Source organism: Mesorhizobium sp. M7A.F.Ca.US.005.03.1.1, assembly GCF_003997975.1.
Classification (GTDB): Bacteria; Pseudomonadota; Alphaproteobacteria; order Rhizobiales; family Rhizobiaceae; genus Mesorhizobium; species Mesorhizobium ciceri.
Window position 1 is genome coordinate 14,954 of record NZ_RZRO01000065.1, and the last position, 24,086, is coordinate 39,039.

At 64.9% G+C, this 24,086-nt stretch carries 18 protein-coding genes; 11 read left to right on the forward strand and 7 right to left on the reverse strand.

The annotated features are described in order from the left end of the window. Positions 1-99 precede the first annotated feature (99 nt). Positions 100-1,311 (forward strand): MFS transporter, encoded by a 1,212-nt coding sequence (locus EN990_RS23590; RefSeq protein ID WP_127388398.1) that lies wholly within the window; start codon positions 100-102, stop codon positions 1,309-1,311. Between the two features lie 34 nt (positions 1,312-1,345). Here EN990_RS23590 and EN990_RS23595 read toward each other — a convergent pair whose 3' ends face one another. Together EN990_RS23595 and EN990_RS23600 are read right to left on the reverse strand one after the other, a co-directional pair. Then, positions 1,346-2,806, reverse strand: coding sequence for an MATE family efflux transporter (locus EN990_RS23595; protein WP_244506837.1), 1,461 nt, complete (start codon positions 2,804-2,806; stop codon positions 1,346-1,348). A gap of 175 nt (positions 2,807-2,981) precedes the next feature. After that, positions 2,982-4,460, reverse strand: a complete 1,479-nt coding sequence (locus EN990_RS23600; protein WP_013530985.1) for an esterase-like activity of phytase family protein — start codon at positions 4,458-4,460, stop codon at positions 2,982-2,984. Positions 4,461-4,705: 245 nt separating this feature from the next. On the opposite strand from EN990_RS23600, the gene EN990_RS23605 reads away from it, so the two are divergent. From EN990_RS23605 to EN990_RS23615, 3 genes are all read left to right on the forward strand, one after another. Next, complete coding sequence (locus tag EN990_RS23605; protein WP_063168294.1) at positions 4,706-7,117, forward strand: FAD-dependent oxidoreductase; 2,412 nt, start codon at positions 4,706-4,708, stop codon at positions 7,115-7,117. Between the two features lie 12 nt (positions 7,118-7,129). After that, positions 7,130-8,683 carry a trimethylamine methyltransferase family protein gene (locus EN990_RS23610; RefSeq protein WP_127368904.1) on the forward strand — a complete coding sequence of 518 codons (1,554 nt, stop codon included), beginning with the start codon at positions 7,130-7,132 and terminating at the stop codon, positions 8,681-8,683. A gap of 119 nt (positions 8,684-8,802) precedes the next feature. Then, positions 8,803-9,117, forward strand: coding sequence for a hypothetical protein (locus EN990_RS23615; protein ID WP_013530988.1), 315 nt, complete (start codon positions 8,803-8,805; stop codon positions 9,115-9,117). Between the two features lie 184 nt (positions 9,118-9,301). Here the strand turns inward: EN990_RS23615 and EN990_RS23620 are convergent, their stop codons facing one another. Continuing rightward, complete coding sequence (locus tag EN990_RS23620) at positions 9,302-10,327, reverse strand: LacI family DNA-binding transcriptional regulator (protein ID WP_024501441.1); 1,026 nt, start codon at positions 10,325-10,327, stop codon at positions 9,302-9,304. A gap of 196 nt (positions 10,328-10,523) precedes the next feature. Between EN990_RS23620 and EN990_RS23625 the strand changes: the two genes are divergently transcribed. The 5 genes from EN990_RS23625 to EN990_RS23645 all read left to right on the forward strand — a co-directional run bounded on the left by EN990_RS23625 (position 10,524) and on the right by EN990_RS23645 (position 15,510). Next, entirely contained in the window at positions 10,524-11,555 is a 1,032-nt protein-coding gene (locus EN990_RS23625; RefSeq protein WP_027160620.1) for a Gfo/Idh/MocA family oxidoreductase, read from the forward strand. Next, entirely contained in the window at positions 11,552-12,460 is a 909-nt protein-coding gene (locus tag EN990_RS23630) for a sugar phosphate isomerase/epimerase (protein ID WP_013530991.1), read from the forward strand. Before EN990_RS23625 ends, EN990_RS23630 begins: the two co-directional genes overlap by 4 nt. Positions 12,461-12,563: 103 nt before the next feature. Continuing rightward, positions 12,564-13,577 (forward strand): substrate-binding domain-containing protein, encoded by a 1,014-nt coding sequence (locus tag EN990_RS23635; protein ID WP_013530992.1) that lies wholly within the window; start codon positions 12,564-12,566, stop codon positions 13,575-13,577. 89 nt (positions 13,578-13,666) lie between these two features. Further along, on the forward strand, positions 13,667-14,464 hold the full coding sequence (locus EN990_RS23640) for an ATP-binding cassette domain-containing protein (protein ID WP_127369457.1): 798 nt from the start codon (positions 13,667-13,669) through the stop codon (positions 14,462-14,464). Next, complete coding sequence (locus EN990_RS23645) at positions 14,461-15,510, forward strand: ABC transporter permease (RefSeq protein ID WP_127369458.1); 1,050 nt, start codon at positions 14,461-14,463, stop codon at positions 15,508-15,510. The genes EN990_RS23640 and EN990_RS23645 overlap by 4 nt, the downstream gene beginning before the upstream one ends. A 147-nt stretch (positions 15,511-15,657) precedes the next feature. Here the strand turns inward: EN990_RS23645 and EN990_RS23650 are convergent, their stop codons facing one another. Together EN990_RS23650 and EN990_RS23655 are read right to left on the reverse strand one after the other, a co-directional pair. Further along, on the reverse strand, positions 15,658-18,243 hold the full coding sequence (locus EN990_RS23650) for a UvrD-helicase domain-containing protein (protein ID WP_127388399.1): 2,586 nt from the start codon (positions 18,241-18,243) through the stop codon (positions 15,658-15,660). A gap of 91 nt (positions 18,244-18,334) precedes the next feature. After that, positions 18,335-19,165 (reverse strand): DUF2059 domain-containing protein, encoded by an 831-nt coding sequence (locus EN990_RS23655; protein WP_063172472.1) that lies wholly within the window; start codon positions 19,163-19,165, stop codon positions 18,335-18,337. Positions 19,166-19,359: 194 nt separating this feature from the next. On the opposite strand from EN990_RS23655, the gene EN990_RS23660 reads away from it, so the two are divergent. Next, positions 19,360-21,675, forward strand: coding sequence for a glucose/quinate/shikimate family membrane-bound PQQ-dependent dehydrogenase (locus tag EN990_RS23660; RefSeq protein WP_063168289.1), 2,316 nt, complete (start codon positions 19,360-19,362; stop codon positions 21,673-21,675). A gap of 138 nt (positions 21,676-21,813) precedes the next feature. Here EN990_RS23660 and EN990_RS23665 read toward each other — a convergent pair whose 3' ends face one another. Then, positions 21,814-22,248: a hypothetical protein gene (locus tag EN990_RS23665; protein WP_127368749.1), complete on the reverse strand. Its 435-nt coding sequence runs from the start codon at positions 22,246-22,248 to the stop codon at positions 21,814-21,816. 427 nt (positions 22,249-22,675) lie between these two features. Here EN990_RS23665 and EN990_RS23675 point away from each other — a divergent pair, with 427 nt between their 5' ends. Beyond that, positions 22,676-23,563, forward strand: coding sequence for a dienelactone hydrolase family protein (locus EN990_RS23675; RefSeq protein ID WP_127368750.1), 888 nt, complete (start codon positions 22,676-22,678; stop codon positions 23,561-23,563). Positions 23,564-23,572: 9 nt separating this feature from the next. Here EN990_RS23675 and EN990_RS23680 read toward each other — a convergent pair whose 3' ends face one another. Next, positions 23,573-24,019, reverse strand: coding sequence for a response regulator (locus EN990_RS23680; protein WP_013531002.1), 447 nt, complete (start codon positions 24,017-24,019; stop codon positions 23,573-23,575). Positions 24,020-24,086: the final 67 nt, after the last annotated feature.

The following is a 24,086-nucleotide window of genomic DNA, read 5'->3' on the forward strand; positions in this document are numbered from 1 at the left end:
ATGTCCACCGTGCTGTCAGGAGCCTGCCTGTCGGCGGGAACGTCGTGGATGAAACCGCGTTAGACCCCTCGATCCCCGAAATTGGTGACGAGGTTGGCCATGGCCATTCGCGATTTTGCACATACGCACGAAGGGGCAGGTGGCGATGCTCTCGCAATCCCCACCGTCGCCGCGATGATTGCGGTGCTGTTTGCCGGCAGCACGGTGCTGACGCCGCTCTACATCGTCTACAAGCAGCAATTCGGCTTTTCACAAATCACCCTGACGCTGATCTACGCCGTGTATGTCGTCGGCAATCTGGCGGCACTTCTGATGTTGGGCAGCGTCTCCGATATTGTCGGACGCCGGCCCGCGAGCCTGGCGGCCATGCTCGTCGCCATCGTCAGTGCGCTTGTCTTCCTGTTTGCCGTAAACGTCGTCTCGCTCGACGTCGCCCGCATCCTGAGCGGGCTTGGCATCGGCGTCGGCGCGGGGACCGGAACCGCGTGGATTGCCGAGCTTCTTCCCGGCGCGGACAAGTCGCGCGCCAGTGTGATTGCCACCAGCACCAACTTCCTCGGCCTCGGCCTCGGCGCACTGATTTCGGGATTTCTGGCTGAATACGAGCCATGGCCGTTGCGGCTGATCTTCATCGTCTATCTGGCAGCACTTGTGGTGGTGACGATCCTGGTCTGGCGCACTCGCGAAACGGTGTCGAAGCCGGGCGGCCTCGGGCGGATCTCCTTGCGGCCGCGACTTTCCGTCCCGGAGGAAATCCGTGCGCGCTTCGTCGCGCCGGCGGTGACCGGCTTCGGCGCGATGGCGCTGGTCGGGTTCTACGCCGCGTTGGCGCCGAGCATCCTGGCGCAGCAGCTGCATGAGACCAACCATGCCGTCGCCGGCGCGCTGTTCTTCGAGCTGGCGATCGTCACCGCGATCAGCATTGTCGTTCTGATGCACATGAAGAGCAACAAGGCGATGCTGGCTGCGCTGGCATTGATGATCCCAAGCGTCTCGTTGGTGATGGCGGCGCAGATATTGGCCTCGATGGCACTGATGGTTGCTGCGACGGCCTGTTGCGGCGTTGCGGCGGCGCTTGGTTACCGTGGCGGCCTGCAAGTGGTGAACGAGATCGCGCCCAAGGATCGTCGCGCCGAAGTGGTGTCCAGCTTCTTCATCTGCTGCTTTGTCGGCAACGCCTTGCCCGTCATCGGCATCGGCATCGTTTCGACCTATGCCAGTCCCGTCGCTGCCAGCCTGGCGTTCGCCGGCATGATCGTGGTGTTTGCGTTGGTGGCGCTGGCTTTTGGGCTGAAACAACAACGGCGTTGAGGGCCTGGAGCGGTCCAGCGGAACCGGGTTGGCTTCAGCCGTTCGGTGTTTCAGGCGAAAGATGCGCGCGTCCGCGCGGCACGCCAAGACCGGTGTCCGGCGGCTCGCCGGCGGCCGGCCTGTCCTCGATCATGTGCGTGGTGCGCCAGCGGCCGAAACGATAGTAGGCCGCCGCCAGTACAAGCGAGCTGATCGAACCCGCCGGGAAGCTCCACCACAACGCTTCCTCGCCGATCACGCCACGCATGAAATAGGCAAAGCCGGTGCGCACGACCAGCACCGAAATGACCAGGATGATCAGCGGCGGCATCACGGCACCCGTGGCTCGTACGGTGGCAAACAGCACGATGGTGATGCCGAACAGGATGAACGACCACGAGGCGACATTGTTGATGTGGACGGCGATGTCGATCGCCGCGCTGTCGCGGCTCAGGAACAGGCTCAGCACCGAACGGTCGAAAACCGACAGCACGGCAACCAGTGCGCCGGTCAGGACGAGGTTGAAGCCGACGCCTGAGGCGGCGATGCGGCCGATCCGGTCCCAGCGCCCGGCGCCGACATTCTGTGCCGCCATCGAGGACACCGCGGCGCCGATGGCGAGCGCCGGCATCTGGATGTAGGTCCACAGCTGGGCGGCGATGCCGTAGGCGGCGGCGACCTGTGAGCCGTAGGAATTGACTATGCCCATCACCGTCAGTGCCGCCGCCGAAATGACGATCATCTGCAGGCCCATTGGCACGCCCTTGAAGACGACGATGCGCAGCAAGGTGGGATCGGGCCGCAACAGAGCGAGATTGGCGCCGGCCAGCCGCAGCGGATGCTTGCGCACATAGAGAACGATCAGGATGGCGATCACGCTTACCGTCTGGCCGATCAGCGTGGACGTGGCGGAGCCCGCGATGCCGAGTTCGGGAAACGGTCCGATGCCGGCGATGAGCAATGGGTTGAGCACGATGTCGAGGACGACGGCCAGCGCCATGAAGAAGAAGGGCGTGCGTGAATCGCCGGCACCGCGCAGCACGGTCATGACGAAGGACAGAAGGTTCATCATCGGCACGGCGACGAAGATGATGCGCAGATAGGAGCGCGCCAGCGGCAAGGCGTCGGCCGGTGTGCCGAGCGTGTTGAGAATGGCGTCAACCCAGATCCAGCCGCAGACCGCGAAGACAACCGAGACGAGGAAGAAGAATGTCGCGCTGGTGCCGACAATGCGGCGCGCCTCGGGCAGGTCGCGGGCACCGACCGACTGGGCCACCAGAATGGTGGCCGCCATGCCGATGCCGAACACAGTGCCGAGGATCAGGAACAGGACGAGGTTGGCGTTAGAGGTGGCGGTCAGCGCCGATTCGCCGAGAAAACGGCCGACCCAGACGGCGTTGATCGAGCCGTTGAGCGACTGCAGCACGTTGGAGCCGAGCACCGGCAGGGCGAACAGCAGAAGCGTGCGCGGGATCGGGCCGCTGGTCAGGTCGCCGGTGCGCCGGCGCGCGGGCATTTTTTCGTCCATGGCGGGCAACTCGGCGGATGGTGATTTGGATCCAGTCCACGATGATATCGCAGGCGGGACCGAGATGCACCCTTGCGAACGCGCGGCTGAAAGGCCGCTGCCCCGTTCATGCCTGCCGCGAGCCCAGCGGACGCGCCAAGCGCGCCCGCCCGTGCAGTGGCCGTTACTTCCCGGCGAGACCCGGCAGCGTGACCTGATAGACCAGGAACATGGTGTCGACATCGGCGCCGTCTTCCGCCTTGTAGGGTGCGCCGACCTGAAAACCGTCCTGGGCGAGGAAGTCGTTGTCGTTGGCGACGAACAGGAAGTAGTCGTCGGGCAGCTTCGGATCGAGAACGCTGACCACCGACATCGCCTCCCACTTCTCCGACAGGTTGTTCTTGTCGTTCGGCGCGCCATTGTGCAGGCCGAAGCGGCCGAGTTCGCCCTTGTCGTTGATGTCGATGAACGGCGTCAGCTTGGCCGGCATCACCGACGGGTCGAGCACGCCCTTGGGCGCCAGCGGCTTGTCGGCGGCATCGAAGGCGCCGCCGGCGATGTCGGTCGCGGCCGAGACGTCGACGACGAAGATCTGGCGCACCAGCGAGGTGTCGCCCTTCAGCCCCTGGCCGTTACCGCTGTCGCGCGCCAGCATCAGGAAGGTCTTGTCGGAGAGCGCCACGATCTCGCTCTGCGCGGCGATCTTGGTCTTGCCCTTGGCATCCTTGAACACCGGCAACGGCACGACATACTCATGCGCCAGTTTGAGGTGGGCGAGGTCGGACGCGTCATAGACCAGCGCACGCGTGTTCTGGCGCGTCGCGGGCGAATCGCCGCCATCCTGCCGGGGCGCCGATTGCAGCACCGCGATCAGGAACTTGCCGTCCGGCGTCATCGCCATTCCCTCCAGGCCCTGGTTGTTCTGGCGGCCGGTCTCGGGGTCCTTCGGATCGGGCTCGGCGGCACCGGGTCCCGGATTGTCCGAGGCGAAGTTCGGCGTGCCGTGGCGCATCGGCACGAAGGCGGCCGGTGGCTGGGTTGCCGACAGCAGATGCCCGTCGGCGGAAAACCGATAGATGTTCGGGCCGTATTCGTCGGAGATGAACATCGAACCATCGGGCAGCCGCACGATCGCCTCGTTGTCGAGCGCCAGCTTGCCATTGTCGGCTTGCGGCAGGATCGGCATGTCGCCGCTTGCCGCGCGCACGCCGTTGAGTGGGTCGAGGCCTGTGGCATCAGCCCCCTTGTCGTCGGTGAGAAGCATGGTGTCGGCGAGCGTTGCCTTGACGCCCGTCTGCTCCTGGCCGGCAGCAGGTGCAGCGCCCGGTGCGACCGGAGCAAATTCGATGGCGATCGTGTTGAGGCGCGGCCGGTAGTCGGTGGTGCCGACGACATTGTAGCCACGGTCCGGCAACAGCCAGAGCGAACCCCTGTAGCCGGCGGTGTCATGCGTCCAGCCTGATGCGTCGATCGCCATGCCGGAACCCGAGCCGAAGGTCTCGCCGAACTTGTCGCGCTGAGCGGCCGGGATGCGGCCGACGCCGACCAGCCCCTTGTTGACGAGGCCGCCGACGGTCGCGGTGCTGTCGGCGAGCGCCGGCGCCAAGGCGGTGAACAAGGCCAGCGCGACGCCAAGCGACGCGGGTCGATACAGGTGCTTCATGGATAATCCTCTTTGTGACGGATGTGCCGGAGCGGCCGGGGGACGAAAAACTGAAAGAGGTACGACATCGATGATGTTGCGCAAGCCTCCCCGAAACGCGGTCTACGGCGCGAACATGATGCTTGCGTGACAGCGCGCAGTGCATGCCGGCGGTCGACGAAAAACGATGCGCGCGCGCCGGCACTGGACACTTATGTCCAGTGGATATATACTCCAGTCTTCGGACCAACCGTGGAGGGGAAGCCTTGAAGTCGCACTACCGCGCAGTCGTCATCGGAGGTGGCGTGGTCGGAGCCTCGGTGCTCTATCACCTGACGCGGTTCGGCTGGAGCGATGTGGCGCTGATCGAGCGCGCAGAACTGACGGCCGGTTCGACCTGGCACGCGGCGGCAGGCTTCCATGCGCTCAACGCCGATCCCAATGTGGCGGCGCTGCAGGACTACACCATCAATCTCTACCGGGAGATCGAGGCCGAATCCGGCTGGGATATCGGCCTGCACATGACGGGCGGCGTCAACATCGCCAGCGATCCCGCGCGCTGGGAGTGGCTGAAATCAGCCTGGGCCGTGTTCCAGTCGGTCGGCATCGAGACCGCGCGCCTGGTCACGCCCGACGAGATCAAGGCGATCTGCCCGATCGTCGACGTCAACGGTGTTCTTGGCGGCCTGCATGATTCCAACGAAGGCCATCTCGACCCGTACGGTACCACGCATGCCTATGCGGGTGCTGCGAAGAAGCGCGGCGCCGACATCATCTTGCGCAACCGGGTCGTCGAGCTGAAAGCACGTGCCGACGGGCGCTGGGACGTCATCACCGAGCAGGGCACCATCATCGCCGAGCATGTCGTCAATGCCGGCGGGCTGTGGGCGAAGCAGCTCGGCCGCATGGCCGGCGTCGACCTGCCGGTGACGCCGATGGAGCACCACTATTTCATCACCGATGACATTCCGGAGATCGCAGCACTTGACAGGGAAATCGGCATCGCCGTCGATCTCGACGGCTTTTCATACCTGCGGCAGGAGCGCAAGGGTGTGCTGCTTGGCGTCTATGAGCAGAACCCAAAGCACTGGAACATGGACGGAGCGCCGTGGGATTACGGCATAGAGCTGATCCCGGAAGACATCGACCGCATCAGCCCGGAACTCGCCAAGGCGCATGAGCGCTTCCCTTGCCTGGCGACGGCCGGTATCCGCAAATGGGTCAACGGCGCCTTCACCTTCACGCCGGACGGCAATCCGATTGTCGGGCCGGTGCGCGGCCTGAAGAACTACTGGGTCGCCTGCGGCGTCATGGCCGGTTTCAGCCAGGGCGGCGGCGTCGGCAAGTCGCTGGCCGAATGGATGATTTTCGGCGAACCGCAGGCCGACATCTTCGGCATGGATATCGCTCGCTACGGTGCCTTCGCCGCCAACCGCGAATATCTCAGGCAGACGACGCGCCAGTTCTATTCGCGCCGGTTCGTCATGACCTTTCCCAATGAACGGCTGCCCGCCGGCCGGCCGCTGAAACGCCCCGGCGCCTATGACGGCATGAGCGCGGCGGGATGCGAATGGACGGCTTCCTGGGGGCTGGAAATCCCGGCCTATTTCGCGCCGATGGGATTTGCCGAGAGCACGACGCTGCGGCGCTCCAACGCCTTCGACATCGTCGGCGAGGAGGCGCTGCAGGTGCGGCGCGCCGCCGGCCTCGTCGATATCTCGGCCTATGCGCGCTATGCGGTGTCGGGGCTGGGTGCGGAGGCGTGGCTCGACCGGCTGCTCGCCTGCCGATTGCCGAAGGCGGGGCGGGCCGGCCTGGCGCCGATGCTCGGCCATGACGGACGGCTGAAGGGCGACCTCACCGTCTTCAACTGGGGCGGCGGCTCTTATTGGCTGATGGGCTCCTACTATCTCCGGGAATTCCATATGCGCTGGTTCGAGAGCCATGCGGCGGAGGGCGTCACCATCGCCGACCTCTCCGACACGATGAGCGGCTTCCTGCTCACGGGGCCGAATGCGCGGGAGATTCTGGAGCGCACGACGCATCAGGATGTTTCCGGCGCAGCATTGCCGTTCATGGCCTGTGGCGCATTCGACATCGGTATGGTGCAGGCACGTGTGGCGCGGCTGTCGATCGCGGGCGAACTCGGCTTCGAAATCAGTTGCCCCGTGACCATGCACGCCACGTTGCGCGACACGCTGCTGGCTGCGGGCGAGGATCTGGGCCTTGCTGAAATCGGCTACTATGCGCTCAATGCGCTGCGGCTGGAGAAGAGCTTTGGCATCTGGTCGCGTGAATTCACGCAAGGCTATACGCCGGGCCAGACCGGTCTCGACCGCTTCATCGCTTTCGGCAAGAGCGACTTCATCGGCCGCGAAGCAGCGTTGAAACAGCGGGAGGCCGGCAGCGGCCAATGCCTGGTGACGCTGGAAATCGATGCGCTCGACGCCGATGCCAGCGGTTTTGAGCCTGTCTGGCATCAGGGCCGACGCGTCGGCTTCGTCACCTCGGGCGGCTATGGCTATACGGTCGGCAAGAGCCTGGCGCTGGCTCTGGTCGACCGCGATTTCGCGGGCGAGGGCACCGCGCTCTCCGTGCATGTCGTAGGTGAGGAACGGCCGGCGCGTGTCGTCGCGGCCTCGCCCTACGATCCCCTGGGCAAGGCAATGCGGCAATGAGGAGGATTTCCGATGGTCGATGACGCGGCACGGGACGGCAGGCGCGAGCGCCGGCGTGGACGCACGGGCGAGGCCGGTAGCGAAAGCAGCCGCCGTCCCAATTACCATTCGCTGAAGAACCCGTTCCTGCCGCAGCCGATCTTTTCGGACGACCAGGTGGCTTCGATCCACGACACGGCGCTGCGGGTGCTGGAAGAGCTCGGCATCAAGGTGCTGCTGCCGCAAGCGCGTGAGCATTTTGCCAATGCCGGCGCCCTGGTCGATCCAGACACCGACATGGTGCGCATCGGCCGTGACATGGTGACGGCGGCACTCGCCTCGGCGCCGAAGTCGATCCACGCTTACGCCGGTTCGCGCGCCCGCGATCTGACGCTGGAGCTCGGCTCGATGACCTTCCTGGCCGGGTGCGGGGCGCCGAACGTCACCGATCTCGAGCGCGGCCGGCGGCCGGGAACACTGGCGGATTTCGAGGATCTGATGCGGCTGGTGCAGCATTTCGATGTGCTGCATATGCTGGGGCCCTGCATCGAACCTCAGGATGTCGACAACCGCTTTCGGCACTATGCCGTCAACCGCGCGCAGTTGACGCTGTCGGACAAGCTCCCGTTCGTCTTCGCGCGCGGAACGCCGCAAGTCGAGGACGGGTTCGAGATGCTGCGGCTGGCGCGCGGCTTGTCGGAAGAGGAGTTTCTGGCAAGCGCGCATTGCTACACCGTCATCAACACCAACTCGCCGCGTCAGCTCGACATTCCGATGGCGCAAGGCATCATCGATTTCGCTCGCGCGGGGCAGGTCTCCGTCATCACGCCGTTCTGCCTGGCGGGCGCCATGGCGCCGATAACGGTCGCCGGCGCGCTGACGCTGCAGCATGCCGAAGCGCTGGCCGGGCTGACGCTGGCGCAGATCGTGAGGCCGGGTGCGCCGGTCGTCTACGGCTCGTTCTCCTCCAATGTCGACATGAAATCCGGCGCGCCCGCCTTCGGCACGCCCGAGCACGTCAAGGCGACGCTGGGCGCCGGCCAACTGGCGCGCTTCACCGGGCTGCCTTGGCGGTCCGGCGGCGGCAGTGCGGCCAACATCTCCGACGCGCAGGCCGCGCACGAGACGCAGTTCGCGCTGTGGGGCTCGGTGCTGGCCGGGGCGACGATGTGCATCCATGCTGCCGGCTGGCTGGAGGGCGGCCTCAGTGTCTCCTTCGAGAAACTGATCACCGACATCGAGGCGCTGCAGACGGTGGCTGAACTTTGTGCTGCGACGCCCGGCGACACCGACACGATTGGTTTCGAAGCTATCGCCGAGGTGCAGCCGGGCGGGCATTTCTTCTCGGCCAGCCACACCGTGGCCCGCTACCGCACCGCTTTCTACGAGCCGCTGGTGGCGGACTGGTCGAATTTCGGCAACTGGACGCAAAGCGGCTCGAAGACGGCGAGCGAGCGCGCCACCGGTGTCTGGAGGCGGGTGCTTGCCGATTTCGCGCCGCCGACCTCGGCCGTCGCCACATCAGGCGTGCTGGACGAGTTCATCGCGCGGCGCACGGCAGAGGGCGGAGCGGCGCCGGTGTCTTGAGGCTGGCTCCCGCTGATCGCCCTGGTTGTGGCGTGATCCGGAACCTATAGCGCCTCCCGCGCATTCAAGGCTGCGGCCGGTGCACTGCGCACCGGTGTGCTGTTTGAGGGGAGGACGACATGGGTTTCGACCAGTATCACGAACCGCCTGAAGAACTGTCGCAGGAGGTGCGGACCTTTGCCCGCATGATCACCTCGCTGATCGAGGAGGCGGAAGCGATCAGCTGGTACGAACAGCGCATGTCGGTGGAGAAGGACCCGCAGGCGCGCGCCATCATGAAGAACGCGCAGGGCGAGGAGTTCAAGCATTTCGGCATGGATCTCGAATTCCTGCTGCGCCAGAAGAAGGACTGGCGCGCGGAACTGAAGGAAATCCTGTTCACCACGGGCGACATCGTCAAGGCCGGGGAGCGAGGCGAGAAGAAGGTGGACTAGGGTATGTCGATATTCAGGTGAGGCCGGCCTGCAAACGACGGCTTTCTGCGCTTCCGGTGCTCACGGACCCGAATGTCCGCTCCGCTCCGGTTCTCAAAAGCCATCATTTTCGGCTCGGCCTGACCTGAATCTCAACACACCCTGGCTCAGCGTTTGACAAATTCGCCAGGTCCTGCTGCTGCGATTAATCGCTGTCGCGCGCGACCAGTTCCAGCGGCCAGACCTCGCGGATGATCCGCGGACCCTCCGGGCCGGCGAAGGCGGGAAGCGACGCCAGCAGCATTTCCGCGAGCCGTTGTCCCATCGGCTCCAGCGCCGGGCGGAAGGCGGTCAGGGCTGGCGAGAAATAGCGGCAGAGCGGCGTGTCGACGATGACGGTCACTGCCATGTCGTGACCCGGCCTGATACCCATCTCTGCCAGCGCCTTGCAGCCGCCCAGCGCCATCGCGTCATTGTTGAAGATGATGGCGGTCGGCGGAGCCTTGGAGCGCATCACCTGCGGCGTCACCCCGTAGCCGCCGGCCTCGTTGATGAAGCCGGACGCGATCAGCTCGGGGTCGACCTCGATGCCGTGCCGCCGCAAGGCCTTGCGATAGCCGGCCAAAAACAGATAGCCGAAATTGAGGTCGAGCGACGGGCGGACGGCGGCGATGCGGCGGTGGCCGCGCGCCACGAGGCGGTCGACCGCGTCGGCGCCGGCCTTCTCGAAATCGAGGTCGAGGGAAGGGTAGGACTTGGTTCCGGAGCGGCTGCGGCCGAGCGTGGCGAAGGGAAAGCCGGCCTGGGTGAGATAGTCGATGCGTTCATCCTCGCGCCGCGTCCAGGCCAGCAGCACCGCATCGGCGCGGCGCGTCTCGACGACGCGGCGCAGGCGCTCCTGCTGGTAGTCGCCCGGCGCGCCCATGACCACGGTCAGGTCGAGCCCGCTTTCCGCAAGCCTGGCCTGCAGCCCGATCAGGAACGGAATGAAGAACGGCTCGCCATATTGCTGGTCGCCCGGATGCGGCTGCAGCATGAAGGCGATCGAATGGGTGGCGCCTTGCCGCAGACTGCGGCCGGACTGGTTCGGCGAATAGTTGAGCGTCCTGGCCGCCTCGAGCACGCGCTGGCGCGTGTCGGCATTGACGTCGGCGCGGCCGTTCAGCGCCCGCGATACCGTGCCGATCGAAATGTTCAGGTGACGGGCAAGGTCATGAATGCTGGATGCCAAGTGACTGTACTCCCCTTGCTTGGCTAGCACCGGTAGCCGCTCAGGCCAAGGCGACAGGACGATTTTCACGAGCGGCCAATTGACATTCTACGCCTTCGGGTGTGTTCTCGTAAACGTTTACGGAAAAACGTTTACGGTCATGCCGTGGATGCCGTGACGATCGGTCTGGAGGGACCGAGCGGAGGAGGAGCGCCGGATGATCAATGCCGTCCTGGTCGGCTGCGGAGCGATGAGCAAGGCCTGGCTCGATGCCGCGCAGCAAGTCGACGGGCTCGCCATTGTCGGCCTTGTGGATCTCGATGCCGACAGGGCACGGGCGCGGGCGCACGAATACGGCCTCACCAATGCCGTCATCGGCAGCAGCCTCGATACCGTCCTCGATCAGATCAAACCGCAAGCGGTGTTCGATGTCGTGGTTCCCGCCGCCCGGCGCGCGGTCGCGCTGTCCGCCTTTGCGCACAATTGCCATCTGCTGACGGAAAAGCCGCTCGCCGACAGTCCGGAAAATGCGCGCGCCATCGTCGAGGCCGCGCGTCGCGCCGGGCGCATCCATGCGGTCGTGCAGAACCGCCGCTATGTCGCCAATGTCAGGCGCATCCGGAGGTTCCTGGACTCCGGCGCCATCGGTGCGCCGACCAGCATCCACGCCGACTTCTTCGTCGCGCCGCATTTCGGCGGTTTTCGCGAGGAGATGGCCCATGTGCTGCTGCTCGACATGGCGATCCACACCTTCGACGCCGCTCGCTACATGGTGAATGGCGAGCCGGCCGGCGTCTATTGCCAGGAATGGGAGCCGGCCAGTTCCTGGTACAGGCAGGGATCTTCGGCCAGCGCCGTCTTCGATCTCGGCGACGGCAAGGTCTTCACCTACGCCGGCAGCTGGTGCGCGGCCGGCTTCCGCACCAGTTGGGAAAGTGCATGGCGCATCGTTGCCGAGCGCGGCAGCCTCATCTGGGACGGTCATGACGATTTGAGGGCAGAAGCAGTGATGCCGGGCCGCGAGGGAATGTTCGACAAAACCCAGCCGATCGAGGTGCCGCCGCTCGATGCGTCCGATCGCGTCGGCGGCCATCTCGGCATTCTCCAGGATTTCATGCACGCCATCGAGACCGGCACCGAGCCGGAAACGCGCGGCGGCGACAACATCAAGAGCCTGGCCATGGTTTTTGGCGCCATCGAAAGCGCCGAGACCGGCCGCCGCGTGACAATCGCAGAGGAAGCACAATGACGCCGAACCCGCTTCTCGACATCCGGATCGGCACCATGGTGCGGGCCAATCTCGACGACCCGGCGGCTTACATCAAGCAGATCCTGCCGCTCGGCTTCGAGAGCATCCAGCCCTTCTTCTGGCAGACGCTGGGCGGCAAGGATTTGCCGCGGCTGGCCGGCCAGATCCGCGAGGCGATCGGCGATGCCGACGTCACCGTGTCCTCGCTCGGCGTGTTCGGCAATCCGCTGGAAGACGGCGAGGTCGATCGCGGCGTGCTCAAGGCCTGGGAGACGGTCATCGACAATGCGCATCTGTTCGGCACCTCGATGGTCAGCGGCTTCACCGGCCGCCTGCGCGGCAAGAAGCTGACCGACAGCCTGCCGCGCTTCAAGGAGGTCTGGGGACCGCTGGCCAGACGCGCCGCCGACAAGGGCGTGCGCATCGCCTTCGAGAACTGCGCGATGGACGGCAACTGGGCCGCCGGCGACTGGAACATCGCCCACAATCCGGACGCCTGGGAGCTGATGTTCAACGAAGTGCCGGACGACAATCTCGGGCTGGAATGGGAGCCCTGCCACCAGCTCGTCTATCTGATCGATCCGATGCCGCAGATCCGCAAATGGGCGCCGCGCATCTTCCACGTCCACGGCAAGGACGCGACGGTGCGCTGGGATGTCATCCGCGAGCATGGCGTGTTCGGCCGGCTGCCCTTCGTGCAAATGCGAACGCCGGGCTTCGGCGACAGCGACTGGACGCGGGTGATCAGCGAATTGCGGCTGGCCGGCTACAAGGGGGCCATCGATATCGAAGGTTGGCACGACCCGGTCTATCGCGGCGACCTCGAGATCACCGGCCAGGTGCGGGCGCTGGAATATCTCAAGCAATGCCGGGGAGGGGCCAGCTACCTGCCGAACCCGATGTGAGGATCGGCCGGCGGGAGGAGCCGGCCGGGATGTCTGCAACGCACATTGCCGAAGCGAATGTCGAAACCCCTCGCTTGCGAGGACAAAAAGGGAGGATAAGTGCATGAGCATGACGATGAGAAGGACAGTTCTGCGCTCGACCGTCGTGGCCGCCGCCACGGTGCTTGCCGCTGCGATCTCCACCTTGCCCGCGCAGGCGCTCGACGCCAAATGGTGCAAGGACGTCCACATCCGTTTCTTCGTCGGCGGCGCCGAGGGCGACGCTTTCGGCACCATCGTCTACAATGGCGCCAAGCAGGCAGAGGCCGATCTGGGGCCGAAGGTCGACTACATCTTCTCCCAGTGGGACATCGAAAAGATGGTTCAGCAACTGCGCGAGGCCGTCGCGGTCAAGCCCAACGGCATCGCCATGATGGGCCATCCGGGCGATGCATCGATCATGCCGCTCGCCGAACAGGCGCACAAGGATGGCATCAAGATGATGTACCAGAACGTGCCTGTGCCGAAGGTGGTGGAAGCGTTCGGCGGCGGCTATGTCGGCGCCCAGCAGGAACAGCAGGGCCGCGCGCTCGGCGCCGAGGCGTTCAAACTGGGCAAGCTGAAGGCCGGCGACAAGGCGATCATGATCGGTCCGTTCGAAAACGAAAGTCGCGGCGCGCGCGAACGTGGCACGGTGGCGGCGCTCAAGGAAGCCGGCGTCGAGGTCATCCAGTTGTCCTCACCGCCGAGCGGCGAATGGGCGTCCGATCCCAACCTGGCCATTCCGGTGATCACCGCGGCGCTGCTCAACAATCCCGACGTCAAGGCGGTCGGCTATCCCGGCGGGCAGATGCTCGGCAATGTCTCGACCTATATGCAGGCGGCCGGACGCAAGGCGGGCGAGATCTTCAATTTCGGCTTCGACACCAGCCCGCAGATCGTCGAGGGTTTCAAGGGCGGCTGGGTGCAATTGACCGCCGACCAGCAGCCGTTCCTGCAGGGCTATCTGCCGATCCTCAGCCTCTGCCAGCAGGTTGTGCTGGGGCTGGCGCCGATGAATGTCGACACCGGCGCCGGCTTCGTCACGCCCGAAAATTACGAGATCGTCGCCGAGCTCGCCAAGCAGGCGCTGCGCTGACCTCCCAAGCCGCCGGCCGGGATCTCAGGCCCCGGCCGGCGGGACCGCTGGCGACGACGCCGGCACGAGACAATGAAAGCGAGCATCCGATGGCCGAACGCCTCATCGAACTGCGCGACATCAGCAAGTCCTATGGCCAGGTCTATGCGCTGGGCGGGGTCAATCTCAGCGTCGACCGCGGCGAGGTGGTCGGCCTGCTCGGTGACAATGGCGCCGGCAAGTCGACGCTGATCAAGATCCTCTCGGGCGTGGTCAAGCCGACCAGCGGCGAAATCCTCGTGCGTGGTAAGCCGGTGACCGGGTGGAGCGCGGCGCGTTCCCGCGAAGCCGGCATCGAGACGGTGTTCCAGGACCGGGCGCTGGCCGTGCAGCAGACCATCGTTCGCAACATCTTCATGGGCCGCGAGCTGACCGGATTCTTGGGCTTTCTCAGGGTCAACAAGGAGATCGAGGAGGCAAGCCGGCTGATGCGCGAGATCGGCTTCACCTCGAAAGTGTTCACGCCGCAGTCGATCGTCGGCCAGCTTTCGGGCGGCGAACGCCAGGGCGTGGCGATCGCCCGCGCCATCTACAAGCAGGCCGAGCTGATCGTCCTCGACGAACCGACGACGGCGCTGTCGCTGACCGAAACCGCCAAGGTATTCCATTTCGTGCGCCAGGTGCGGGCGAGCGGCCGCTCGATCCTGTTCATCGGCCACAACATCCATCATGTCTTCGACATCGCCGACCGCTTCGTGGTGCTGGATCGCGGCAGGATCGCACTGACGACCGACCGCAGCGAGGTCAAGTCGGCCGAAGACCTCATCAACTTCATGGAAGAGGTTGCGCATCCCGGCGGATTGGCCGGGCTGCACGATGCCGGCGACGCGGAGCAGAGAGCACGATGAGCAAGACCATGGAGCCCGACCTGCACGAGCCGTCCTCCGGCATTCCCCGTCCCAGTTCTCAGAAGGAATGGAGGCACCCATCCGATCACTGGATGCGCGGCTTCATCCTCGACAACCGTGCCGCGCTCGGCACGCTCGCCGTGTTCATCGTCATGATGACGGTGTTCCTGATCGCCAACCCGACCGTTTTCACCACCTGGTATCTCTACCGTTCGGTGCTGACGACGCTCCCCGTTGCGCTGTTCGTGGTGGTGCCGCTGGTCTTCGTCGTCACCTGCGGCGAGATTGACCTGTCGTTTCCGGCAACGATGGGCTTCGCCTCATGGGTCTTCGCGCTGGTCGTGCAGGCCGGTTACGATCCGTTTCTCGGCATCGCCGCGGCACTCGTCACCGGCATGCTGCTCGGCTTCCTCGTAGGCTCGCTGGTCGTCTATGGCGGGCTGTCGTCGTTGATCGCCACGCTGGGCATGAATTTCCTGCTGCGCGGCCTGATCCAGATCATCAACGAGGGCAAGTCGATGGCGCTGACCAGCCTCAGCGACAGCTGGGCCTACACGATCTTCTCCAGCCAGCTCCTGGGCATTCCGGTGCAGATCTTCTGGGCCATCGGCTTCGTCGTGCTGTCGGCGATGCTCTATAACCGCCATCGTTTCGGCGCGCAGGTGAGGGTGGTGGGTGACAATCCCGACAGCGCCCAGCAGATGGGCATCGACGTCAAGCGCGTGCGGGTGAAAGTGTTCGTCTTCGTCGGCATCGGTGCGGCGATCGCCGGCACCTTCTCGGTGATGATCAACTTCACCTGGTGGCCGACCGCCGGTGACGGCTATCTCCTGCCGGTGCTGGCCTCGGTGTTCGTCGGCGGCACGCCGACCTGGGGCGGCATCGGCACCGTCGTCGGCGGCGTCATCGGCGCGGTTACCGTGTCCTTCATCCAGACCGGCGTCGTGGCGGCGGGATTGAGCGGTTTCTATGTGCAGTTCTTCAACGGGCTGATCATCATCCTGTCGCTGCTGGGGCACAAATGGAATCAGGCGCGGTATCGGTGAGGGGCTGTTTCGTTGGCGGACCGCATGCCTTGACGATTGGCGTAGACATCAATCACTTCGTCATCCACGGGTCTGCGCCGCGTCGCTACCCTCCTTGCTTCGCCCGTGGACGACGAAGGTGAGGCTTCCGCGGGGAAAACGCCATCTTCACACCGCAGCCACAAACCCATCCAGCACGCGTTTCTGGCCGGCTTTGTCGAAGTCGATGGTCAGCTTGTTGCCTTCGATGGCCGAGATGTTGCCGTTGCCGAATTTCTGGTGGAAGACACGGTCGCCGACGTTGAAGGCGGACGGCTTGTCGGAGACGGATTTGGCGACCAGCTCGCCGTCGATGGTGCGGCCCTTGACCGAGGTGCGACCGGCGCCGTAGCCGCTGTCCGTCTCGCCGTAGCCGATGCGCTCGACCTGGTGGCCGGAGCGCGAGCCCCAGTTGCGGTCGGTCGCCTCGGTGCGGTTGGCCTGCGCGCGCTGCCAGCCCGGCGTCGCATAGGTGTTGGAGAAGGCGCCGGATTTTTCGCTGTCGGCGCCGACATTGTCGAAGCGCGAGGCGCCATAGGGGTTCTGCCGTCCTGCGCCCTGGCCGCCGCGGCCGGAGGCAAAGGAACCGCCGCCATAGGAATTGCCGTAGCCGCCGTAGGAGTTGCCGCTTTCAGCGACCTCGACATGGGCGTTCGGCAATTCCTCGAGGAAACGCGACGGGATCGTCGACTGCCATAGGCCATGGATCTGGCGGTTGGAGACAAACCAGATATGCAGGTTCTTCTTGGCCCGCGTCAGGCCGACATAGGCGAGGCGGCGCTCTTCCTCCAGCCCGGAGCGGCCGCCTTCGTCGAGCGCGCGCTGATGCGGGAAGAGGCCTTCCTCCCAGCCGGGCAGGAACACGGTCTCGAATTCGAGGCCCTTGGCCGAATGCAGCGTCATGATCGAGACGGCGTCGAGCCCGGCATTCTGTTCGGCGTCCATGACCAGCGCGACGTGCTCGAGGAAGGAGCGCAGCGATTCGTACTCCTCCATCGAGCGGATCAGCTCTTTCAGGTTCTCCAGCCGGCCGGGGGCTTCCACCGAGCGGTCGTTCTTCCACATGTCCGTGTAGCCGCTCTCTTCGAGAATGGTCTCGGCGAGTTCGGTGTGCGGCGTGGTTTCCAGCGCCTTCTGCCAGCGCTCGAAATTGGCCGCCACTTCGCGCAAGGCGGCGCGCGGCTTCGGCTTCAACTCGTCGCTTTCGGCGAGCTTGGCGGCGGCCTCCAGCATAGGGATGCGCAGCGCACGGGCGGTGTCGTGGATCTGGCGGATGGTGGCTTCGCCCAAGCCGCGCTTGGGCACATTGACGATACGTTCGAAAGCGAGGTCGTCGGCGCCTTGCGCGACGACACGGAAGAAAGCCATGGCGTCGCGGATTTCCAGGCGCTCGTAGAAGCGCGGGCCACCGATGACGCGGTAGTTGAGGCCGAGTGTGATGAAGCGATCCTCGAAGGCCCGCATCTGGAAGGATGCACGGACAAGAATAGCCATGTCGTTGAGATTGTGCTTCTGGCGCTGATAGGCCTCGATGGTCTCGCCGATGGCGCGGGCTTCTTCTTCGGAATCCCAGGCGGCGTGGACATTGACCTTGCCATCCTCGGGATCGTTGCGATCCGTGAACAGCGTCTTGCCGAAGCGGCCCTCATTGTGGGCGATGAGGTGGGAGGCGGCACCAAGGATGTGCGCGGTCGAGCGGTAGTTGCGCTCCAGCCGGATGATGGTGGCGCCGGGGAAATCCTTGTCGAAACGCAGGATGTTGTCGACCTCGGCGCCGCGCCAGCCATAGATGGATTGGTCGTCATCGCCGACGCAGCAGATGTTTACGGTGGCGCGGGTTTCGGCCGAAGAGCGCCCAATCTCCCCCGGCTTGCCTTGAGGCCTTTGCGCCAACAGCCGCAGCCACATGTACTGGGCGGTGTTGGTGTCCTGGTACTCGTCGACGAGGATGTACTTGAAGCGCTTATGGTATTCCTTCAGCACGTCCGGATTGGCGCGCAAGATGCGGATCGGGTGGCAGAGCAGGTCGCCGAAATCGCAGGCGTTCAGCGTCTTCAGCCGCTCCTGATAGGCCTTGTAGAGTTCGCGGCCCTTGCCGTTGGCGAAGGCGCGCGCGTCGCCCTCGGCAATGTCGGCGGGGCCTTGCCCCTTGTTCTTCCAGCCGTCGATCATCTGGGCGAACTGCTTGGCCGGCCAGCGCTTGTCGTCCAGCCCCTCGGCCTGGATCAACTGCTTGATCAGCCGCACGACGTCGTCGGTGTCGAGGATGGTGAAGTCGGAGCGCAGGCCGGCGAGTTCGGCATGTCTGCGAAGCAGCTTCACTCCAATCGAGTGGAAGGTGCCGAGCCACGGCATGCCCTCGACATTGCCTTCGCCGATCAGCACGCCGATGCGGATCTTCATCTCGCGCGCGGCCTTGTTGGTGAAGGTCACCGCGAGGATCTGCGACGGAAACGCCTTGCCGGTGGCGAGGATGTGGGCGATGCGGGTGGTGAGCACGCGGGTCTTGCCGGTGCCGGCGCCGGCCAGCACCAGAACCGGACCCTCCGTTGTTTCAACAGCTAGCCGCTGCTCCGGGTTGAGGCCCTTCAGATAGTCGGGTGCGTTGTTGTGTCCGCTGCGGGCAGCCATGGCGCGCGCGGCGATACCCGACGGGGCCGAGGGCCGCGCATTGGGTTCGTCGAAAAAGGGCATGTCTTCGGAAAAGCCGGACATCGCCCCCGAATGTAGTGATTCGGTGGGGAAAGACCAGAACTGTCTACGTTTTGTTCCGCTAAAGTGCTGGCGGCAAGGATGTACGGGCTGTTCAGGCCTTGCGGTAGCCGAGAGCGACGAAAAATCGCTGCCCTAACGAACGCGCCTCATCGGTCATCACGGCGCCGAGTGCCGTCTGCATCCGGTCGTAGTAATGGCTGCCCGCAGGGGACGCGAGAAATGCCGCGTAAAGCCTGAGATCGTCGAGCGACAAGTCACGATAGGCGAAAGCATTTCCTTCCATGATCCCCTTTTCGGCTTTTTCACGAAGGTTGCCGGCCTGCTTATGCACCAGCACCATTATCTGCTGATCCGATAAAGGCTGCCCGGCTGCCGCGAGCATTCCCGAAACCATCGCATAGCCCATGTTCAATGCGATCGCTTCAGCCATGTCCACGGCGCTGGTATCGTCGACGATTTTCCGGTACAGCGCGAGCCGTGCCGGATCTCCCGCCTGAAGTCCTCCAAGGATTTTCGGACCTTCGATCTTCTTGCGCCCCACGGCTTGCGGATCGGACGCTTGGATCTCCAGGGCTGTGACCCGCCTGCCCAATGGTGAATCGAAGAAAGCAGCCAGATCGGTGAGATCGACGGGCTGCAACCGGCCCGTCATCCGCGCCTCTACGGCTTTCTCCATCCTGTCAGCGTCAAAAGCGCCTTCAGCGGCGGCGGACAAGGCTTCCTTGACTTTTTCCGGCCCCGGCACGGATTTGATGCCGGCGACTATGCTTGGGCCGAGGCCGGCCAGCATCTCGTGGAAGCCGCTTGCCTTGTTGATCTCCTCGAGCGTTTGTGCCGACGCCGGTTGACTGCCAGCCATAAGCACGACGAAGCCGAACAGCGCGCCGGCAATGCGCATCCATGGCGGAAAGACGAAGGGCATGACTCGGTCTACTCCACGGTGATGCTGCGACGGAGACTGCTCGATAACCCGACCGCAGGCAAGATGAATTGCCACCTTGGCGTGTGGGCCAGCTTGACAGGCGGGGCGGGCAGGAGAAAGCTGTGCGCAGGGCAGGAACGGGACATCGGGCTGTCCTTGGCGTGGCAAAGCGCAACAGTCGAAGGAGTATCATCTTGGCTGTCACCATCACCTCCCTCATTCTTTTCCTCATCGGCCTGGCACTCGGCGGCGGCGGCATCCGCCTGGCGATGCTGGGCGGCAGCTGGTACTATGTCGTTGCTGGCCTTGCCTTCCTGATCGCCGCCTGGCTGCTCTACCGGCGCCGGTCCACCGCACTGTGGCTCTACGCGGCGATCGTGCTCGGCACGCTGGCCTGGGCGGTCTGGGAAACCGGCTTCGACTGGTGGGAACTCGGGCCTCGCGGCGGCGTCATCGTGCTTCTCGCTTTGTGGCTACTGACGCCGTGGGCGAGACGGGGTCTTGTCGGCCCTGACGCACGCGCGCCGCTGATCCTTGCCGTGCTGGCATCACTGGCCGTCGCCGGTTATTCGATGACTTCGGATCCGAAGGACATTGCCGGCGAACTCGGCACCGACAAGGTGGTCGCCAACGCCAATCTCGGCAATGACGTGCCGGCCGGCGAGTGGCACTATTACGGCCGCACGCAGTTCGGCCAGCGCTATTCGCCGCTCGACCAGATCACACCGGACAATGTCGCCAAGCTGCAGCCTGCCTGGACCTACCAGACCGGCGACGTGAAGGGACCGGACGATGTCGGCGAGACCACCTATCAGGTGACGCCGCTGAAGATCGGCGACACGCTCTACATCTGCACGCCGCATAATTTCGCCATCGCCATCGATGCCGCGAGCGGCAAGGAGAAATGGCGCTTCGATCCCAAGGTCAAGCTTGACAAGGACCGCCAGCACCAGACCTGCCGCGGTGTGGCCTATTACGCCGATGCCGCCGGCGCCGCCGGCCAGCCCTGTGCGACCCGCGTCTACCTGCCGACCTCGGATGCGCGGCTGATCGCGCTCGACGCCGCCAACGGGCAGATCTGCCCGGCTTTCGCCGAGGGCGGCACGCTGAACCTTCTGACCAACATGCCCTATCCGAAGTCGGGCTATTATTACTCGACCTCGGCACCGCTGATCTCAGGCGGCAAGATCATTGTCGGCGGCGCGGTCAACGACAATTATTCGACGCAGGAGCCGTCCGGCGTCATCCGCGCCTACGACGCTGCCACCGGCGCGCTGGTGTGGAACTGGGATTCCGGCAATCCGGACCAGACGACGCCGCTGCCGGCCGGCCAGACCTATACCGCCAACTCGCCCAACATGTGGTCGACGCCGAGCGCCGACGAGAAGCTCGGCCTGCTCTACGTGCCGCTCGGCAACCAGACGCCGGATCAGCTCGGCGCCGGGCGCAGTGCCAATGTCGAGAAGTTCTCGTCGTCGATCACCGCGCTCGACCTCAACACCGGACAGGTGCGATGGGTGCGGCAGACCGTGCACCACGATCTCTGGGACATGGACGTACCGGCGCAGCCGAGCCTGATCGACATCACCAAACCCGACGGCACGGTGGTGCCGGCGCTGGTCGGACCGACCAAGCAGGGCGATCTGTATGTGCTCGACCGCCGCACCGGTGAGCCGGTCATCGCGGTCAACGAAGTGCCGGCGCCCGGCGGCGCGATCGAAGGCGACCACACATCGCCGACGCAGCCGGTCTCCGATCTCACCTTCATGCCGAAGCCGCTGACCGGCGCCGACATGTGGGGCCTCACCATGTTCGACCAGTTGGCCTGCCGGATCGAATTCCAGGGCCTGCGCTATGAGGGTCGCTATACGCCGCCTTCCGTCCAGGGCTCGCTGATCTACCCCGGCAATTTCGGCACCTTCAACTGGGGTGGCGTCGCCGTCGACCCGGTCCGGCAGGTGCTGTTCGGCATGCCGACCTATCTGGCGTTCAAGTCGCAGTTGATCCCGCGCGATCAGGTGCCGCCGCCGGACGAAGGGCGGGGCAGCGAACAGGGGCTGAACCGCAACGAGGGCGCGCCCTATGCGGTGGTGATGGGACCGTTCCTGTCGCCGCTCGGCATTCCTTGCCAGGCGCCGCCCTGGGGCTATGTCGCCGGTGCCGATCTCAGGACCGGCAAGATCGCCTACAAGCACCGCAACGGCACCGTCTACGACATGACGCCGCTGCCGCTGCCGCTGAAGGTCGGCGTGCCCGGCATCGGCGGGCCGATGATCACCGCCGGTGGCGTCGCCTTCCTGGGGGCCGCAGTCGACGACTACCTGCGCGCCTACGACCTGACATCGGGCAAGCAGCTGTGGCAGGCGCGGCTGCCGGCCGGCGGGCAATCGACGCCGATGACCTATACGGTCGCCGACGGCCGCCAGTTCGTGGTCATCGTCGCCGGCGGCCACGGTTCGGTCGGCACCAAGCCTGGTGACTATGTGATGGCCTACGCGCTGCCGAAGTAGGGGCGACAGGGTAACGCGATCTTTCAGAGGTCGCGCCGCCCCTCATCTGTGCCGGTATCTTTTCCCCGCATAGTGACGGGGAAAAGTGCCCGACTGGGCGATGAGGGGCGGGAAATCTTCCGATCGGCCCGTTGTCGATCAGCCAATCCCCAAATGACCCTTCAGGCTGGGCACCGAGCCGAGCACCTTGTTGGTCAGGTCGGGGCCGGCGGCGGCTTCGGCCTGCTGGATCAGCGTCGCGCCGGCCTTCTGGATCTGCGCCATGTCGAGCCCGGATGCCTTGAGCGCGGCGATGCCGTTGATCAGCGCGCCGGCCTTCTCGCCGAGAACGCCGCCAAGCGCGCCCTGCAACGACGACAGAAAACCGCCACCGCCGGCCGGAGCGGCGGCCATGACGTCATATTGATGGGCGAGGTCGTCGGCGCCGGGGATCCTGGCGAAGAACGCCGAGGCGCTGGTGCCTTCCGCCTCGTGTTCGAGCACCGAGAAAATGGTGCCGACGACTTTCTCCGTCGTCGCCTGGTCGAGGCCCGCCTTCTGCGAAACGGTGTTGACGATGTCCTGGACGTTCATGGCGTCACCTCAACCCTGGGTTTTCGTGTTGCGGTTCCGCTCAGTGCGGACCCTGATCAACGATAGTCTGCCTGCATTCACAACTATCGAGCGTAGGGCCAAAGCGGCGGCCCCCGCAAGGACGACCGCGCTGGCGAGGATCGGGGAAGGCATGGTCATGGTCTCGCTTCCTTCTGGGTCTGAGGCACGCGGTCAAGATACCGTCGATAGCCACCTTCCTTCACGATTGTGGCAGCGCCAGCAGGATTTATCGCCAATGACTAAAAAGTGATGACACGGCCGCGCATGGGCACCGGCTTTGCTGCCCGGACGTGGCCGGCGGCATACGCCTGAGGCGATCGACGGCAGCGATGAGTGCTCGACTGGATCATGCCGGCTTGGTCCCTATGTAGCTGGGAATTGAAGCCCGAAGCAGAGGAGCCCATCCATGACGAGACCCGACGCCAAGCCCACCATCACCCAGGCGATGATCGACGCCTATGACGAGTACACGCATCTGACGCTCGATCGCCGCCGGTTCATGGAGCAGTTGACCCGGCTTGCCGGATCAGGTGCGGCGGCGGCAGCGATCGCGCCGCTTCTGGCGGCCAATTCGGCGCAAGCAGCAATCGTCGCCGACAACGATCCGCGCGTGAAGGGCGAGGACATCAGCTACCCCGGCGGCAGCGGCGAGATGAAGGGCTATCTGGTCAAGCCGGCGAACCAGGCGGGCAAGCTCGGTACCGTCATCGTCGTGCATGAGAACAGGGGGCTCAACCCGCATATCCGCGATGTGGCGCGGCGCGTGGCGCTGGAAGGCTTCGTGGCGCTGGCGCCGGATTTTCTGTCGCCGCTCGGCGGCACGCCGACCGACGAAGACAAGGCGCGCGACATGTTCGGCAAGCTCGATCCGGCGCAGACCATCGCTGACGGTGTTGCGACCGTCGCTTTCCTCAAGAGCGACAAGGACGGCAACGGCAAGGTCGGCGCTATCGGCTTCTGCTGGGGCGGTGGCACGGTCAACATGCTGGCCGTCAACGCGCCCGATCTCAGTGCCGGCGTTGCCTATTACGGCATGCAGCCGAAGGCCGCCGATATATCCAAGATCAAGGCGGCCTTGCTGCTGCACTATGGCGGACTCGACGAGCGCATCAATGCCGGCATCGACGCCTTCAAGAAGGAACTCGACGCGGCGCATGTCGACTACACGGTCTATGTTTATGAAGGCGCCAACCACGCCTTCAACAACGACACGTCGGCGGCGCGCTACGACAAGAAGGCGGCTGACCTCGCCTGGGGCAGAACGATCGCCTTCCTTCGGGAAAAACTGAAATGACTTCAGCTGTCATGCCGCCGGCGCCCAGGCGGTTTCGAAGGCCGGCGACAGGGTGAAGCCGGCCGGCCGCGCCGAAACGGGGGGCGGGCGGCGCACGCCTTCCTGCAGGTACCGCAACGCCGACGTCAGCCCGTTCATCGTGTAAGGCTTGGCTATGACGCCGATCGCGCCGGCGAAATGATCGGGGATGCGCTTCGGATTGGCGGTCATGAACACCACCGTCGAACTCTTCCTTTCGCCTATGTACTTGGCCACGTCGATGCCGGACGGCCCGTCACTCAGATGGATGTCGACGAAGGCGATATCGGCTTCGGTCGCATCCGCCATGGCCATGGCTTCCGCCGAAGAGGTCGCCCAGCCGACGACGCTGTGGCCGGCGTCCTCGACAAGGCTCTCCAGCTCCATTGCCAGCAGCGCTTCGTCCTCGATGATCAGGACCTTGAGCGGCTCAATCATGACACATTCCCTTTTTCCTGAGGTTCGTTCGGGATCGAGATAACGACCTTCGTGCCGGGGCCGGTGT